General features: G+C 50.7%; 14 protein-coding genes and 1 riboswitch. Of the genes, 7 read left to right on the top strand and 7 right to left on the bottom strand.

Annotated features, from left to right (window positions below; translation table 11 throughout):
- Nucleotides 1–305 precede the first annotated feature (305 nt).
- Nucleotides 306–674, bottom strand: a complete 369-nt coding sequence (locus HMPREF2626_RS06775) for a hypothetical protein (protein WP_070619170.1) — start codon at nt 672–674, stop codon at nt 306–308.
- A 199-nt stretch (nt 675–873) separates the two neighbouring features.
- On the opposite strand from HMPREF2626_RS06775, the gene metK reads away from it, so the two are divergent.
- Nucleotides 874–2073, top strand: a complete 1200-nt coding sequence (gene metK / locus HMPREF2626_RS06770) for a methionine adenosyltransferase (protein ID WP_070619168.1) — start codon at nt 874–876, stop codon at nt 2071–2073.
- 226 nt (nt 2074–2299) lie between these two features.
- Here metK and HMPREF2626_RS06765 read toward each other — a convergent pair whose 3' ends face one another.
- Complete coding sequence (locus HMPREF2626_RS06765) at nt 2300–2767, bottom strand: low molecular weight protein-tyrosine-phosphatase (protein WP_070619166.1); 468 nt, start codon at nt 2765–2767, stop codon at nt 2300–2302.
- Between the two features lie 104 nt (nt 2768–2871).
- Here HMPREF2626_RS06765 and alr point away from each other — a divergent pair, with 104 nt between their 5' ends.
- The 3 genes from alr (at nt 2872) to HMPREF2626_RS06750 (ending at nt 6212) form a co-directional block, all read left to right on the top strand.
- The gene (alr, locus tag HMPREF2626_RS06760; RefSeq protein ID WP_070619163.1) at nt 2872–4014 is read left to right on the top strand and encodes an alanine racemase; all 1143 of its coding nucleotides are present in this window, start codon (nt 2872–2874) and stop codon (nt 4012–4014) included.
- Nucleotides 4015–4080: 66 nt separating this feature from the next.
- Nucleotides 4081–4223: riboswitch (Lysine riboswitch) on the top strand.
- Between the two features lie 118 nt (nt 4224–4341).
- The gene (gene dapA, locus HMPREF2626_RS06755; RefSeq protein WP_070619160.1) at nt 4342–5238 is read left to right on the top strand and encodes a 4-hydroxy-tetrahydrodipicolinate synthase; all 897 of its coding nucleotides are present in this window, start codon (nt 4342–4344) and stop codon (nt 5236–5238) included.
- A 146-nt stretch (nt 5239–5384) separates the two neighbouring features.
- Nucleotides 5385–6212 carry a helix-turn-helix domain-containing protein gene (locus HMPREF2626_RS06750; RefSeq protein WP_070619157.1) on the top strand — a complete coding sequence of 276 codons (828 nt, stop codon included), beginning with the start codon at nt 5385–5387 and terminating at the stop codon, nt 6210–6212.
- 875 nt (nt 6213–7087) lie between these two features.
- Here HMPREF2626_RS06750 and HMPREF2626_RS06745 read toward each other — a convergent pair.
- The 5 genes from HMPREF2626_RS06745 to HMPREF2626_RS06725 all read right to left on the bottom strand — a co-directional run bounded on the left by HMPREF2626_RS06745 (nt 7088) and on the right by HMPREF2626_RS06725 (nt 11485).
- Nucleotides 7088–7867: an acetoin reductase gene (locus tag HMPREF2626_RS06745; RefSeq protein ID WP_070619154.1), complete on the bottom strand. Its 780-nt coding sequence runs from the start codon at nt 7865–7867 to the stop codon at nt 7088–7090.
- A gap of 162 nt (nt 7868–8029) precedes the next feature.
- The gene (locus HMPREF2626_RS06740) at nt 8030–9070 is read right to left on the bottom strand and encodes a tetratricopeptide repeat protein (RefSeq protein ID WP_070619151.1); all 1041 of its coding nucleotides are present in this window, start codon (nt 9068–9070) and stop codon (nt 8030–8032) included.
- 126 nt (nt 9071–9196) lie between these two features.
- Nucleotides 9197–9745 (bottom strand): hypothetical protein, encoded by a 549-nt coding sequence (locus HMPREF2626_RS06735; protein WP_067972573.1) that lies wholly within the window; start codon nt 9743–9745, stop codon nt 9197–9199.
- Nucleotides 9746–9984: 239 nt separating this feature from the next.
- Nucleotides 9985–10536 carry a GNAT family N-acetyltransferase gene (locus tag HMPREF2626_RS06730; RefSeq protein ID WP_070619148.1) on the bottom strand — a complete coding sequence of 184 codons (552 nt, stop codon included), beginning with the start codon at nt 10534–10536 and terminating at the stop codon, nt 9985–9987.
- An 85-nt stretch (nt 10537–10621) separates the two neighbouring features.
- A complete protein-coding gene (locus HMPREF2626_RS06725) occupies nt 10622–11485 on the bottom strand; it encodes a M15 family metallopeptidase (protein WP_070619145.1) in 864 nt (287 codons plus the stop codon).
- Nucleotides 11486–11596: 111 nt separating this feature from the next.
- On the opposite strand from HMPREF2626_RS06725, the gene proB reads away from it, so the two are divergent.
- From proB to HMPREF2626_RS06710, 3 genes are all read left to right on the top strand, one after another.
- Nucleotides 11597–12448 (top strand): glutamate 5-kinase, encoded by an 852-nt coding sequence (gene proB / locus HMPREF2626_RS06720; protein WP_246818942.1) that lies wholly within the window; start codon nt 11597–11599, stop codon nt 12446–12448.
- 1 nt (nt 12449) lies between these two features.
- A complete protein-coding gene (locus HMPREF2626_RS06715) occupies nt 12450–13703 on the top strand; it encodes a glutamate-5-semialdehyde dehydrogenase (protein WP_083294386.1) in 1254 nt (417 codons plus the stop codon).
- Between the two features lie 251 nt (nt 13704–13954).
- Nucleotides 13955–14482: a hypothetical protein gene (locus HMPREF2626_RS06710; protein WP_070619142.1), complete on the top strand. Its 528-nt coding sequence runs from the start codon at nt 13955–13957 to the stop codon at nt 14480–14482.
- The last annotated feature ends 359 nt before the right edge of the window (nt 14483–14841 follow it).

Raw genomic sequence — 14841 nt, 5'->3', positions numbered from 1 at the left:
TGCCTTTGCGAACCCAACTAGGGTGAGAGCAAGATCGGTTAGCTTTTAGTAATTGGAATGGTGTCAAACAAGGTTCTAGCTGTCTGATTTGCATATGGCAGTTCTGAGCACAATTGCAGCTGCCATTTTGTACTCAGCAGCTCTGAACGCAAATAACCGCTATCATTTTGCATTCAGCAAGTCTGAGCGCAAATTACTTAACCCCAACTAAGCTGTGAAGGCTAGCGGAAGAAATAAAGCTCTAGAACAAAGAGCATAAGACTGCCTTTAGTCGGTCTTACCAGTCATCCCCTCCTGCCTCGCCACTAAAACCAGAGCTGGGCTTGGTGGAAGAGGCCGCGCAGGTAGCTGATCACGAAGGGACCGATGAACCAGAGCAGGACCAGGGTCACGACAACCAATCCCAGGGCCAAGATGCGGTAGGCACCATGCTGGCTATCCGACCAGAACCACTGGCGCTTGCGCTCGCGGTCATAGAAGATTTCATTGGTATCCAGGTCGATCTCCCGCGTTTTGGAATCGACGGCTTCCCGGTCTCGCTTGCGGTCATCCGTCGCGTAGATTGTGGTTTCCTGCTGGTAGTGGGTATCGAATAAGGCTTGGCCTTTCTTTTTGGCGCGTTCTTTTTCCTTGGCGAGTTCCGCCTTGGCCTTGCGGTAGCTTGCGCGTTTCACTTGGTCCCCTCCTCTCTATTTTGGCGTCTAGCCCGCCCCAGTGGACCAGGCAGACACACTTTGCTTTTATTTTACCGACTATGTTTGAATTTTTAACGAACTTTCAAGATATTATTTGACCATTCCCAGCTTTACAATTACATGCTAGAATAGACAAGGAATAAAACAGAAAATATCCTTGCCCATTAAGGAGGACAAAATGTTACAAAACTATTATTTATTTACCAGTGAGAGTGTTACCGAAGGCCATCCCGACAAAATCGCTGACCAGATCAGTGACGCTGTCCTGGATGCAGCCCTCAGCCAGGACCCTAACAGCCGGGTAGCTTGTGAGACCATTGTGAATACCGGCCTGGTTGTGATCTTCGGTGAAATCTCCAGCCAAGCCAATCTCGACTTCCAGACCATTGTCCGCGAGACCGTCAAAAATATTGGCTACACCCGGGGCAAATACGGCTTCGACGCAGAGAACCTCAACGTAATGGTCGCGCTCGACCAGCAATCCCCTGATATCGCGCAAGGGGTCGACCAGGCCCTCGAAATCCGGGGTAAAGAAGGCGAAGAAGCGCTCGGTGCTGGGGACCAGGGCCTGATGTTTGGCTTTGCCTGCGACGAAACCGAAGACTTCATGCCCCTGCCTATCCAACTGGCCCACCGCTTGGCCGAGCACCTGGCCTACCTTCGCCACGAAGAGATCCTGCCCTACCTGCGTCCCGACGGCAAGACCCAGGTTACCGTGGAATATGACGAGAACAAAAAAACTGTTCGCGTCGACACCATTGTCGTTTCCACCCAACATGCGGAATCAACACCCCTGGAACAAATTGAAGCTGACATCCACAAGCACCTGATCAAGGAAGTCATCCCAAGCCATCTCTTAGATGACGAGACCAAGTACTACATCAACCCAACTGGCCGCTTTGTTATCGGCGGACCCAAGGGAGATGCTGGTCTAACGGGACGGAAGATTATTGTGGATACCTACGGCGGCATGGCACGCCACGGGGGCGGCGCCTTCTCCGGTAAGGACGCCACCAAAGTTGACCGGAGTGCCTCATATATGGCCCGCTACATTGCGAAAAACATCGTTGCTAGCCAACTGGCCAGCCGGTGCGAAATCCAACTCGCCTACGCCATCGGGGTTGCCCAACCTGTTTCCATCAATATCGATACATTCGGCACCGAAACCGTGGCCAAGGAGAAAATCACCCAAGCCGTCCGGCAGATTTTTGACCTGTCCCCACGCGGTATCATCGACAGCCTGGACCTGCGCCAAGCCATCTATGAGCCCACTGCCGCCTACGGACACTTCGGCCGCCATGCAGAAGGCCCCTACTTCCCTTGGGAGCGGACCGACCGCATTGACGAGCTCAAGGCTGCCGTGGACGCCCTGGACTAAGATAAATAAGATAAAAAAGAAAGCAGCTCTCTCCGGTCCAGGTTGGCTAGGGGAGAGCTGCTTTTGTTTAGTAATTACTTTTGAGCATCCGTTTTGCATTTGGACCTGGGCAACTTGCTAAGGAGATCGTCGTTCGCAAGTTCAACACGCCTCTCCAAAAAATTTCCACAAAAAAACTGCTAGGCAAGGCGATTTATTCCTTGGCTGGCAGTTTTTCCTCTCTATACTAGTCGCGCAATTCGGGATAAGTCGCTTCTAGGTGCTGGCAGAGGCCCTGGATGCCCTTTGTGACCAAATCATAGGTCAGGTCAAAGTTCCCGGTATAATAAGGGTCGGCGATCGGTCCAGGCTGGTCAGTGAAGTCCAATAATTGGTAGACCTTGTCGCTAGTGCCAACAATTTTCTCAATATTTTCGATATTGCTGTCGTCCATGCCGATTAAGTAGTCGTAGCGGTCGACGTCACCGGCTTCCAACAGGCTGGCATACATATTGTCCGTGCTGATGCCCTTAGCTGCTAACAGGTTGGCGGTGCCGGGGTGGGGAGCTGAACCCAGGTTCCAATCTCCTGTCGCTGCTGATTCCACCAAAACCCTATCCTCCCAACCGCGCTGCATAACTTCCTCGCGCATCAAGGCTTCCGCCATGGGAGACCGGCAAATATTACCTAAACAAATAAAACAAATCTTAACCATAGAACCTCCTAAGTGAAATTTAATCATATTTTCTCATGGGCAATGCTAAAATAAGAGTAAGTCTCTTATTTGACCAATGAATAGAAAGAAGTGAATCACATCCAATGGTTACTGCTTATCGCCGCGCTAGCCGCGCTAAGATTTCCCTAGATGCTATTATACAGAACTACCGAGGGATTAAGCAATCCCTAGCCCCAGGCAAGCTGGTCTATGCCACGGTCAAGGCAGATGCTTATGGACACGGAGCTAAGGCCGTCAGCCAGGCCTTGGAAGAAGCCGGTGCCGATGGTTTCTGTGTGGCCCTAACCGATGAAGCCCTCGAACTCCGCCAAGCCGGTATCCAAAACAATATCATGGTCTTAGGGGTGATCCCAGCTTCCGATGCCCTGGAAATGGCCCAGGCTCAGATCGCCGTGACGGTCAGCCGGATAGACTGGCTAGAAGCGGTGACGGAAGAACTCGAAGCTTGCACTTACCCTGCCCTAGAGATCCACTTAGCTGTTGATTCCGGCATGGGGCGGATTGGCTTCCTCGATAGTCAGAGCTTGCAAGCTGCCATCGACTGGATTGCCGCTCATCCCAAGGCTTTCACGCTCAAGGGCATCTTCACCCATTTTGCGACGGCAGATAGCCAGGACCCCCAAGGCAAAAGCAAGCAGGCTGCCCAAGTCCAAGCCTTCCAAGACATCCGCCAGGCTATCGATTGTAGCCAACTCCCCCAAGCTCCTCTCTTCCACCAATCCAACAGCGCCATGGCCCTCTGGTATCCGGATGAGACCCTGGACATGGTACGTTTGGGAATTGCCCTCTACGGCGCCAATCCGTCGAACGGGGCAGAAGACCTTCCCTATGCCTTGGAGCCCGCCCTCAGCCTAGAGACAGAAATTGCCTATGTCAAGCAGATGCATGCTGGCGAAACAGTCGGCTACGGGGCCACCTATACCGCTAGCCAGGATGAATGGATTGCCACCCTCCCTATCGGCTATGCGGACGGCTGGCTGAGAGCCTATTCAGGACTTGAAGTTCTCGTCCAAGGCCAGGCCTGCCCTATCGTTGGCCGGGTCTGCATGGACCAGTGCATGGTCCGCCTCGACCAAGCCTACCCCATCGGCACCAAGGTCACCCTCATCGGTGAAAACCAGGGCCAGGTCATCCGGGCTGAGGACGTCGCCGCTCATGCCGGCACCATCGCCTATGAGACCTTCTGCCTCTTAAGCCAGCGCCTACCCCGGGACTACCAAGATTAAAGTCCTTTAACCGTTTTATCCTTGACTATTAATAGTGGCTATGTTAGATTAATAGCAATAGAAAAGTAGAGATATAGAGGCCGCGCTCACCATCATTAGGAAACGAAAGGGGTCAGCGCCGAAGCAAGCTTGCTTGCTGGGGGCAGTACTGAACAAGGCTGTCACTGTCAAATGAGAAGCCCATTCTTATTTTGGAGGACTTATCCTACTTGGGCCCGTGAACCATACACGCTGACTTTGTATAGGCATACCCAAGTAAGCTAAGATTCCAGAATCTTAGCTTTTTCTATTTTACTAAGCTGTTTAACCATTAAGGAGGAAAAACAAATGTCTATTTATAGAGGATCTGGGGTGGCCATTGTTACCCCCTACCAGGATACAGAAGCGCGTGAAATTAACTATGAGGTCTTCCGCCAACTCGTTGAACGCCAAATCGAAGCAGGAACCGACGCCATCATTGTGGCCGGAACAACCGGCGAAGCCAGCAACCAAACCGATGAGGAACAGATTGATCTCATCCGTTACTGTATAGAAGTTGTCGACCAGCGCGTCCCTGTCATTGCCGGCGCTGGTTCTAACGACACCCGCCACGGAGTCAACCTCTCCAAGGAATGTGAAGCAGCTGGTGCTGACGCCTTGCTCTCTGTTACGCCCTATTATCTCAAAACCAACCAAGAAGGCCTCTACCAACACTTCGCTGCCATCGCCAAGGCAGTAAATATACCTATCATCTTATACGATGTGCCAGGTCGGACCGGCATGGGCATTGCGCCGCAAACCCTCCGTCGCCTCATCGATGACTTTGAAAATATTGTCGGCCTCAAAGATGCCACCGGTAACTTCAACCACGCCGTTGACAACCTCCACTACTGCGGCGACCAGGTAGACGTGTACTCAGGCAACGATGATACCGCTGTACCCCTGATGAGCCTGGGCGGTCAAGGCGTGATCTCTGTTCTGGCCAATATCGCCCCTAAAGAAGTCCACGACATGATCCACGCCGCCCTCGACGGCGACTTCGCCAAGGCCCGCGAGCTCCAAGCCAAGTTCAAACCTCTAATCGACACCCTCTTCTGCGAACCCAACCCCATCCCCGTCAAAGCAGCCCTAGCTATCCAGGGCTTCGAAGTCGGCCCAACCCGTCTCCCCTTGGGCCAACCCCAAGCAGAAACTGTAAATAAATTAAAAGAACAAATGGACGAACTCGGCCTTTTAAACAAATAGTATGACTTTCAGCCAGCTTTTCCAGCTGGCTTTTTGCTTGGAATGGAGTGATTTTAGCTGCTTATTTTTAACTTCACTAACTTGAATAAAATCGGTTTTAGTATAAAATAGTATCTATCATATACAACAATTGGAGGCTTAAACTAATGACCGACCGACAAGTCCCCTTTCGAATTAAAGCAACCGCGATGGATGAAGACTTCATCGACCAATATAACCGCTCTTCCTTCCACCGCCACGAGCTCGTTTTTGTCACTAAGGCGCTACGGATCACCGTCAACCAGCAGTCACTTGAAGTCGAGCCCAAGCAAATCATCGTCATTCCTTCAAGCATTGACCTCAAACTCGAGGCAGGCCAACACTACGCTTCCCCTCAATTCTATGGCTATGTCCTCTCCATTGGGGATAACTATCTCGATGAGATCAACCATACCTTCATCGACACCACTGACCTCATCCAAGTCTTCAGTCAACTGCGCATCCTCCCCGTGAGCGAAAATAACTGGCAAGTCTTCCTCGACCTCTTCGGCCAGCTCAAACAAGTTCAAGCGGAAAAAGCTACCCTCTACCAGCAGAAGATTATCTTCCACCTGGCTAGCCTGCTCTTCCTCGAAACCTGCCAAATCTACCAGTCGCCCAACGACCCCCTGCTCCACGAACATACCAAGCGCGACCAACTGGCCAGCGACATCAAGCAATACGTCGACGACCACTTCAACGAACCCCTCACCCTCCAAGACACCGCCAAACGCTTCAATATCTCGACTTCAACCGTCAACCGTATCTTCCAAAAATATTACCACGACACCCTCTACCAATACCTCATCACCAAACGCCTCAGCTACGCCCACGACTGCATCAAAAAAGGCCAATCCATCAGCCACTCCTGGAAAAACGCCGGCTTCAAAGACTACAGCAACTTCTACCGCTCCTTCATCAAACACTACCATTACAGACCACACGACGCGAAATAAAAGAAGGGTGCGAGAGGATGCGGGAGAAAGGGACCTCTGGAGCAAAGAGCCAGAGAAGACTGCAAGTCTTCGACGGATCTTTGCGAAGAGGAGCCCTTTCTGCATCCTCGAACCCGACTTTAGGGTGTGAAGGCTAGCGGGAGAAATAGACCTCTGGAGCCAAAAGCCAGAGAAGGCCAAGAGGCCTTCGACGGATTTTGGTGAAGAGGAGCTATTTCTGCTAGCCTGAACCCGACTAGAAAGGGTGTGAGGGCGCGCGGGTAGCTTCCTTTCACTGGAGCATAAAGCCAGAGAAGGTTGAAAACCTTCGACGGCTTTATGTGAAGTGACAAGGAAGCTGCGCGCCCGAACCCGACTAGAAAGGGTGCGAGAGGATGCGGGAGAAAGGGACCTCTGGAGCAAAGAGCCAGAGAAGACTGCAAGTCTTCGACGGATCTTTGCGAAGAGGAGCCCTTTCTGCATCCTCGAACCCGACTTTAGGGTGTGAAGGCTAGCGGGAGAAATAGACCTCTGGAGCCAAAAGCCAGAGAAGGCCAAGAGGCCTTCGACGGATTTTGGTGAAGAGGAGCTATTTCTGCTAGCCTGAACCCGACTAGAAAGGGTGCGAGAGGATGCGGGAGAAAGGGACCTCTGGAGCAAAGAGCCAGAGAAGACTGCAAGTCTTCGACGGATCTTTGCGAAGAGGAGCCCTTTCTGCATCCTCGAACCCGACTAGGGTATGAGCAAGTCCCTGTACAAACAGGTCAATCCACAAGCAAAAGCTCCGAGTGTGGATTGCCATCAGCCAAGCCACACTAGAGGCCCCCAATGTGGATTGACAACACCCGGCATTCAAGGTCGGGAGGTAGGCCTTTCTATCTTTCTTTAAGGCAATCTTATTGGAAGACCATGCCGCCATCGGTCACAATGATTTGACCGGTAATATAGTCCGCTTTTTCTGAGGCGAGGAAGGAGACTAAATTAGCCACATCTTCTGGTTCTTGGGTGCGGCCGAGCGCAATATTGGCCACCTGTTCCTTGAAGGTCTCCCCTCTTTCAGCACCAGTCAGTTCCGCGAATTTTTCATCTAGGCGGTCCCACATGCCGGTGCCAGCGATCCCTGGCGCATAAGCATTGACGGTAATTCCATCATCTGCTAATTCCTTGGCTGCGGTCTGGGTCAGACCACTCACCGCGAATTTAGTCGCTGAGTAGGCACTGAGCATTTCAAAACCTTCGCGTCCCGCAATACTGGAGGCATTGATAATCTTACCCTTAATGCCAAGTTCCTTCATCTGCTTGGCTGCGGCTTGGATCCCGTAGATGGTCCCCTTAATATTGATATCGAAGAGCGCCCCCAGATCTTCCTCTTCCAGATCGATCAGAGGAGCGACACGTCCTTCAATCCCAGCATTATTTACGAAGACATCTAAACGGCCAAATTGGTCCACCGCATAAGCCGCCAGGTCCTTCTGATCTTGGAGCTTGCTCACATCCGCTTCCTTAATAGCCGCCTCGATGCCTTGGTCTGCAAATTCTTTCTGGGTAGCTTCTAAGGTATCGCGATCGATATCCGCTAAGACCAGGTCAAAGCCATCCGCCGCTAATTGCTGGGCGATAGCCTTGCCTAAGCCCTGGGCCCCACCTGTAATCACTGCCACTTTCTTCTCTGACATAAAATAAATTCCTCCTTTTCTTGACTTAACTTAAGTATAACAATTACGGAACCGAAATAAAACTTAAAGCCCTCGACCTAAATTCAAAAGCGAAACAGATTCCCCTCCCAAAACAAAAAAGCCTCCAAAGACAAGTCAATGTCCTTGGAGGCTCTTCAATTTCTACATATTTAATTGACGTTGTAGGTTGGCGATCACAGCATCGGCAGCGACTTCCTGGTCCTGGGTTAGGGACTGGTAGAGCTTAAAGTAGAAGCGGGCTGTCTTCATATTGCCCAGTTCTACTGCTGCTTGGGCCATGTTGACCAGCTTGCAGAGGGCGGCATCGGAAGGGAACTGGTCCAACTTGTAGTCTTGGAGGATCTGTGCCACTTCCTTATTGGTCAAGGGCTCTTCAACTTCCAGGCCCTCTTCCTTGAGCGATTCGAGCAGGTCGGTCGCGCCCTCATTCTCCTTCCAACGCAGGCTAATCTTAGCAAAGTTCAGGGCAGCTTCTAAGTCCCCCTTGCCGGCGTAGAATTTCGCCAAGCAGGCATAACCTCGGGCCAAGGCTGACCGTTCGATTGAATACTTCAGGCCTTTTAGGATCATGGCATAGGCCATGCCGTACTGGTCCATATCCAGGTAGAGAGCCGCCAAGTCATAGATCATCGCCACTTGGTAAGGGTGCCAGAGCAGGGCCTGTTGGTAGGCGTCCGCCGCTTCCTTGCGCTCATTAGCCTGGAGCAGGACCTTGGCATAGGTCTGATAGATCTTGCTGAAGTCGCGGTGGGTCGGCAAGAGCTGCATGCCCGCTTCTTCGTGGAGCAAGAATTCAAAACGCCCCACCAAGTCAAAGATACTCAAGTGACGCTGGCCAGGTTTAGGATTGTACTGGTCAAAGTCAGAATCTAGGCTACGGATGAAGTCTTCCATGGCAAAGCGCGCCTCTGTCACCTCACCCGCCGCTAACATCTCGTCGATCTTAGCCATTAAGATATTGTCGGAGTGCTTGTCCGAGTCATCATAACGCTTGCGATTCTTCAAGGTCTCTTCAGGATAAGCTTCATAGAGCAAATCCTCTAATTTCGAAAGGAATTCTTCGTTACGGATCAGGACAATATTTTCCACCAATTTTTGGCCCACTTCGCTAATGGCCTGGCTATAATTGCCCACAAGTAATTGTTCAATTTCTTTTAGTAAATGTTCTTGATCTTGATTCATAATATTTCCCCTTAATTCGGAATAATGATTACCGGTCAAAGACACCAGTAATTATTGTAATCGGCCCTTGGTCAAAGTTCAAGGCTGGGCATAGGGTCAGTGATGCCTTTTACCGATCACTCTTGATTAATCATCCAAGGGCCCAGCAGGAAAGCGTTCCTCCAAAGATTCCTCCATCTCTTCCAGAGACATCACTTTGACAAAAGAGTCTGGGGTAAAGCGGGGCTTATAGTCCGTTGGAAAGTCATCAAATTCCGCCGAATTAAAGAGGTATTTTTGCTTCTCGTCATCGGATAGGGTCCGGAAATAAGCCATGGGAATCATGTCATCGGCCAAGCGATTATTGGCCAGGCGCTTGATGAAGTGTGTAATATTCGAGAGGTCGTAATAATAAGCGTAATAGAGGTCAGACTGGCGCTGGTCAACTGGTGTCATGGTGAAGTCCACTAAGAGCTTTAAGAGGGCCTGTTTTTCTAAGATTTGTCGGTTATTGAAGCCCTGGAAGCTCGTCCGCAGCATATAGGGCTGGTCCAAGTTGACCTCCGCTAGCTTACTGTCATCATCATAAATCTTCAAGACACGAAAACTCTCGCCCTCCCACTCCTTGGTCGTCACATAATAATTCTCAATGAAAGCCAAATGATTCAAACGGGTATATAATTCATCCAAACGCATGGTCTCGCCTCCACCCTCCTAGTCAAGCTATTGAAACGCTAACAGTCTTATTATAACAGACTCTGCAAGGAATAACCGCCAAAAGTGCTAGTTTATTTATTTGATCAAAAGTACATTGGATGGCCAACCCGTATTCACAGCAAGTGACAAATTGTGCGAGTGAACATCCCTTCCGCTTTCGAAGTCGGCCTCTAGAGAACTACACTTCCCCATAAAAAAGAGGCCTGCTGGGGCCCTTTTTAGTCTTTATTCGCTTTGACGACCGCAAACCAGCGCCGGTCAACGATCCCGCGGTTGTTGGCTAAGCCGCGTTTCTGGACGCCTTCTTCCTGGTAGTCGCAGGCTTCTAGGATGGCTTGGTTGGCCTGGTCCTCCACGTCAATTCCTACTTGGACCCGTTCCGCTTGAACAGCGTCGAAGAGGAAGTGGGTAACTGTCCGGACCGCTTCCGCCCCCAATTCGGTGCGCTGGTCCGACTGGGCGAAGAGAAATTCCAGTTCACAGGTCGCAATCTTTTTAACGATCCGTTTCACGTGGATTTCACCAATAAGGGCCTGACTAGCTTTGTCTTCCACTCCCCAGCGGTAAATTTTATCGTTAGTGCGCTTGGGCTGCCAGTGTTCCAAGAGCTTCTTGGTGGTACGCTTGGACTCATGGACACCCCAACTGGCGTACTGGGTCAGCTGGCTATCCCCTGCCCAATTCTGATACATCTGTTCATAGTCAGACACATCAAACTTGCGCAAGAGCAAGTTCTGTGTCTCAATGGTCTTTGTTCCTTTGTGATTCATACAAGTTTTTCCCCGATTCCGGCTCAGTCGAAGCCTAAATATTCATTGTCACGGCTTATTATAACATAAGTTCCAAACATTTGGCCTAAGATCCTGACTTAACTTGGTCCCGGTAGCGGGCCAGTTGCAAGTATTCTTCTAGGGTCAACCCATATCGCTGGATAAAGGCGGCGTGTTCTCTACCAACATAGCGGTAGTGCCAGGGTTCGAATTCATAACCCGTAATGGCTTCACGATCCTTGAGATAGCGCAAAATGAAGCCATACTTATGAGCGTTGTCAGCTAACCACTGGGCCGCTGGATCCTCGACGAAGCTGTCATCAAGGCCTCCACCCTGGTCCAGCCAAGCCTGGCTCAACCAGTCGAAGGCCAGACCCGTCGCATGTTCCGTCGCCCGCTCCGGTGCGATGTAGGCATCCGTCATCCGCTCGGCTTCTTCCTTGGACTTGCCCTGGTTGAGATAGGTCTCATATTGGTGCTGGCGGTTGTAGGCCTGGGATTCGATGGAGCGGAAGGCCGAGATGGTGCGCAGGTCATAGCCCGCCGCTCGGGCATCGGCCATGAGGGCTTCCAGGTCCCCTTGGAGGCGCTGGTCATAGACTTGACCTTCTGGCGTCTGGGCAGCTTCAAAATCTGGTTCCTTATCTAGGAGCGCCTGGCGGTTGACAAGGATCAAGCGCCAGTCCTTGGGGTCGATAGAGTCAGGCATCTCAGCAAGGACTTGGTCTAATTGGCCTCCGAACCTAGCCTCCAATTGGTCAGCGCCCGCTACCTGGAGCTTACCCTGGCTGGGGCGTTCATTTGCTTTCAAAGCCGGCACTTGGTTGGTCAGCTTGGCATGACTCTCAAAAGCAGACGACTGGTCCACAAGCCCCAAAACCACTACCATTCCGGCTAAGAGGATCATATAGACCATCTGCCTCACACGTTTAAAGCCCTCTCCTGTCATCGCACCCGCCTCCTTAAGTCTTACTTCCTATTATAACAGTCTTTAGTCCCAGTCGAAAGCTTTTTAAACCAGGCAAGGCTAGGCAAACTATGGTACAATAATGAAGAAATTATGAGAGAACGGAGCGATGAAGAGATGGAGCGCCAAGACCTAGCCCATGCCCAACGCCTAGTATTCAAAATCGGAACCAATTCCCTATTAACAGACCAAAACACGATCGACTACCCGCGCATCGACCGGCTCGCCTTCACCCTGGCTAGCCTCCGCCAAGCCGGCAAGGAAGTTGTCCTCGTCAGCTCAGGTGCCATCGGGGTCGGCTGTGTCCAACAAGGAATCGCCCAGCGCCCCCAAGCCATCCCCGAACAACAAGCCCTGGCTGCCTTGGGTCAAGTCACCCTGATGAGTATCTACAGCCGCTTCTTTGCTTATTACACCCAGGATGTGGCCCAGATCCTCTTAACCCGGGACGTCATGGACTATCCGGAAAGCCTGAAGAACTGCCGGAACAGCCTGGAAGTTCTCCTAGCTCAAAAAGTTATCCCCGTCATCAATGAAAATGACGCGGTCGCTGTCGATGAGCTGGACCACCAGACTCGCTTCGGGGACAATGACACCCTATCTGCTCTAGTTACCAATATTGTTGAAGCCGACCTCTTAGTCCTACTCACAGATGTCGATGGCTTCTATACCGCTGACCCCCATAGCAACCCCCAAGCCCAAAGAATCAGCCGGCTGGAAGGCATCAGCCAAGACAACTTAGACCAAGCTGGCGGCAAGGGGTCTAGCTTCTCAACCGGTGGCATGACCACCAAACTCAAAGCCGGCAAGTTGGTCTTGGACCAGGGCCGGAGCATGGTCATCATGGGCAGCCAGGAACCCGCCGATATCTTCAAACTTTTAGCAGGAGAAGATATTGGTAGCCTGGTCTCCGCCCGCCAATCATTCCAAAAGGAGGAAAAATAAAATGGACATCAAAGACCTTGAAATCATGGGCCAAAAAGCCCAGGCCGCTGCCCGCCAACTCGGCCAGGCCAGCAGCCAAAGCAAAGAAGCCGCCCTCTTAGCCATGGCAGACCAACTCCGCCAAAAGCAGACAGCCATCCTCAAAGCCAATGCCCAAGATATCGCCAAGACCCGGGACCAAGGCCGGCCCGACAGCTTTATCGAACGCATGACCCTGACCGAAGACCGGGTGGAAGCTATGGCGCTAGGCCTGGAAGACGTGGCCCGACAGCCTGACCCCATCCACGAAGTCATCGCCGGCTGGACCACACCCCAGGGCCTCGACATCGTCCAAAAACGCGTCCCCCTCGGCGTGATCGGTATTATCTACGAGTCCCGGCCTAATGTCACTGCTGACGCCGCCAGTCTCTGCTTTAAGACGGGGAACAGCGTCATCCTGCGCGGGGGCAAGGAAACCCTCCAATCCAACTTAGCCATCGTGTCGGCCCTCCAAGTGGGACTTGCCTCCGTCGACCTGCCCCAGGACGCCATCCAATACATCGATGACCCAGACCGGGCCTTGGCCACGGCCTTCATGCAGCTGGACCGCTATGTCGACTGCCTGATCCCCCGGGGAAGCGCTGCTCTCATCCAGAGCGTGGTCCAAAACGCAACTATTCCGACCATCGAAACCGGTGTAGGCAACTGCCACCTCTACGTCCACCAGTCTGCTGATCTCGATGAAGCTATCCAACTCTTCATCAACGGCAAGGCCCAGCGCGTGTCTGTCTGCAATGCCCTGGAAACTTTAATCCTCGACCAGGAAATTGCCAAGGACTTCCTGGACCAGGCCCGTCTCCTAATTGAGCAAAACGGGATCCGCCTCCACGGTGACCAACGCACCTGTAGCCTGGTCAAGGATGCCATTCCAGCCGAAGAGAAGGACTATGCGGAAGAATACCTGGACTACGACATCGCCGTTAAGATCGTCGACTCCTACCAGAAGGCTATCGACCATATCCAGACCTATTCTAGCAAGCACTCCGAAGTCATCGCCACAAAGGACTACCAAGTGGCCCAAGACTTCATGAACGATATCGACGCGGCTTGTGTCTATGTCAACGCCTCCTCTCGCTTCTCCGACGGCGGCATCTTCGGCTTCGGCGGCGAGATCGGCATCTCCACCCAGAAACTCCACGCCCGCGGCCCCATGGGACTCAAGGCCCTGACCTCCTACAAGTACCTGATCCAGGGCCAGGGGCAGATCCGGGAATAGCATGTCAGTTTATAGCATTCAAAAAGGCATCACTTGAATTCTTCTCAAGCCATGCCTTTTTACTGTTATTTTAATGATGAGAGTCCACTTTACTGAGGTTTTTGCCGTTAATTTTTTTCAATCGAATAGGAAATCTGAACATTATATTTTGATTAAATTAAATATAAATTAACCAAAATTATTGAAAGCGCTTTTTATGCTTGTTATATTGAATGTGTAAGGAACTAATAGCAACTGAAAGGAGCAGTGATATGTTTAAACAGAAACTATTACTCTCAAGTGCCGTTGCCTTTTTACTTTCACCAATTGCAGTAACGGGAGTACAAGCAACAACCGTTCAGCCAAACGATTCTATCACTCAGCATGTATCCGAAGGTCAAAAAATAACTGAGTATTACAGTTTTACAAACCATGAATTTTTCGAAACTGCGAAAGAGCTTGGTTACGACCTTGAAGAACCAATAAATGATCCGAACTATGATCCTAATGAACTCAATACAATCCAGCCTGTGACAACAAGTTTTAGATCTGGAAGTATACTGGATCAAACTACTGTTACCCTATCACCAGAGGTTGTCAATAAAGTTAAAAATATTGGTGTAGGGGCTGGTTCATTAATACTAGCCGCAAAACTACCTGGCGGTTGGAAATTAGCACCTCAGATTGCTAATGTAATAATAAGTCAGGTTGATGCTACAAGGCCTTTACAAGTTTCTTTAGTCCTACAACGAACTGCAAATGGAGCTCAATGGTTTGCTACTGGTTATCAATGGGTGTAAAAAATGAGTAAGAAAAAAAAGAAAAATATCTATACAGCGATTATAATGGGCGTCTTAGTCTTCCTCAGTAGCCCAGGGAGTGCAAACGCAGTCTTTATATCGGAAACCTCCCTCAGAATTTTAAAAATTTTGCTTGTTCTTCTCTGTTTCTACTTATTAATTAAGCTAGAAAAATCGTAAGTCCTTTACTAGTCTTCAACTCTCTTACTTAAAAAGAATTTGAAATAAAATTTCCAATCTCTATTGCAAAAGGAGGTCCTATCAATGACCAGCTGGTGATTGATAGGACCTCCTATTTTTCTATATAATTAAAGTTTAAGAAGAATCTATTTAGCCATTTATTTATGAGCAAGAGTGGA

Source organism: Aerococcus sp. HMSC062A02 (assembly GCF_001809535.1).
Lineage (GTDB): Bacteria > Bacillota > Bacilli > Lactobacillales > Aerococcaceae > Aerococcus.
The sequence above is the reverse complement of the archived record's forward strand: the minus strand, read 5'-3'. Positions and strand labels throughout refer to the sequence as shown.

Coding starts and splice junctions, on each gene's coding strand:
- HMPREF2626_RS06745 (WP_070619154.1), bottom strand. CDS start 7,867: ATGTCAGAGAAGAAAGTGGCAGTGATTACAGGTGGGGCCCAGGGCTTA.
- metK (WP_070619168.1), top strand. CDS start 874: ATGTTACAAAACTATTATTTATTTACCAGTGAGAGTGTTACCGAAGGC.
- alr (WP_070619163.1), top strand. CDS start 2,872: ATGGTTACTGCTTATCGCCGCGCTAGCCGCGCTAAGATTTCCCTAGAT.
- dapA (WP_070619160.1), top strand. CDS start 4,342: ATGTCTATTTATAGAGGATCTGGGGTGGCCATTGTTACCCCCTACCAG.
- HMPREF2626_RS06715 (WP_083294386.1), top strand. CDS start 12,450: ATGGACATCAAAGACCTTGAAATCATGGGCCAAAAAGCCCAGGCCGCT.
- HMPREF2626_RS06735 (WP_067972573.1), bottom strand. CDS start 9,745: ATGCGTTTGGATGAATTATATACCCGTTTGAATCATTTGGCTTTCATT.
- HMPREF2626_RS06750 (WP_070619157.1), top strand. CDS start 5,385: ATGACCGACCGACAAGTCCCCTTTCGAATTAAAGCAACCGCGATGGAT.
- HMPREF2626_RS06710 (WP_070619142.1), top strand. CDS start 13,955: ATGTTTAAACAGAAACTATTACTCTCAAGTGCCGTTGCCTTTTTACTT.
- HMPREF2626_RS06725 (WP_070619145.1), bottom strand. CDS start 11,485: ATGACAGGAGAGGGCTTTAAACGTGTGAGGCAGATGGTCTATATGATC.
- HMPREF2626_RS06765 (WP_070619166.1), bottom strand. CDS start 2,767: ATGGTTAAGATTTGTTTTATTTGTTTAGGTAATATTTGCCGGTCTCCC.
- HMPREF2626_RS06740 (WP_070619151.1), bottom strand. CDS start 9,070: ATGAATCAAGATCAAGAACATTTACTAAAAGAAATTGAACAATTACTT.
- proB (WP_246818942.1), top strand. CDS start 11,597: ATGAGAGAACGGAGCGATGAAGAGATGGAGCGCCAAGACCTAGCCCAT.
- HMPREF2626_RS06730 (WP_070619148.1), bottom strand. CDS start 10,536: ATGAATCACAAAGGAACAAAGACCATTGAGACACAGAACTTGCTCTTG.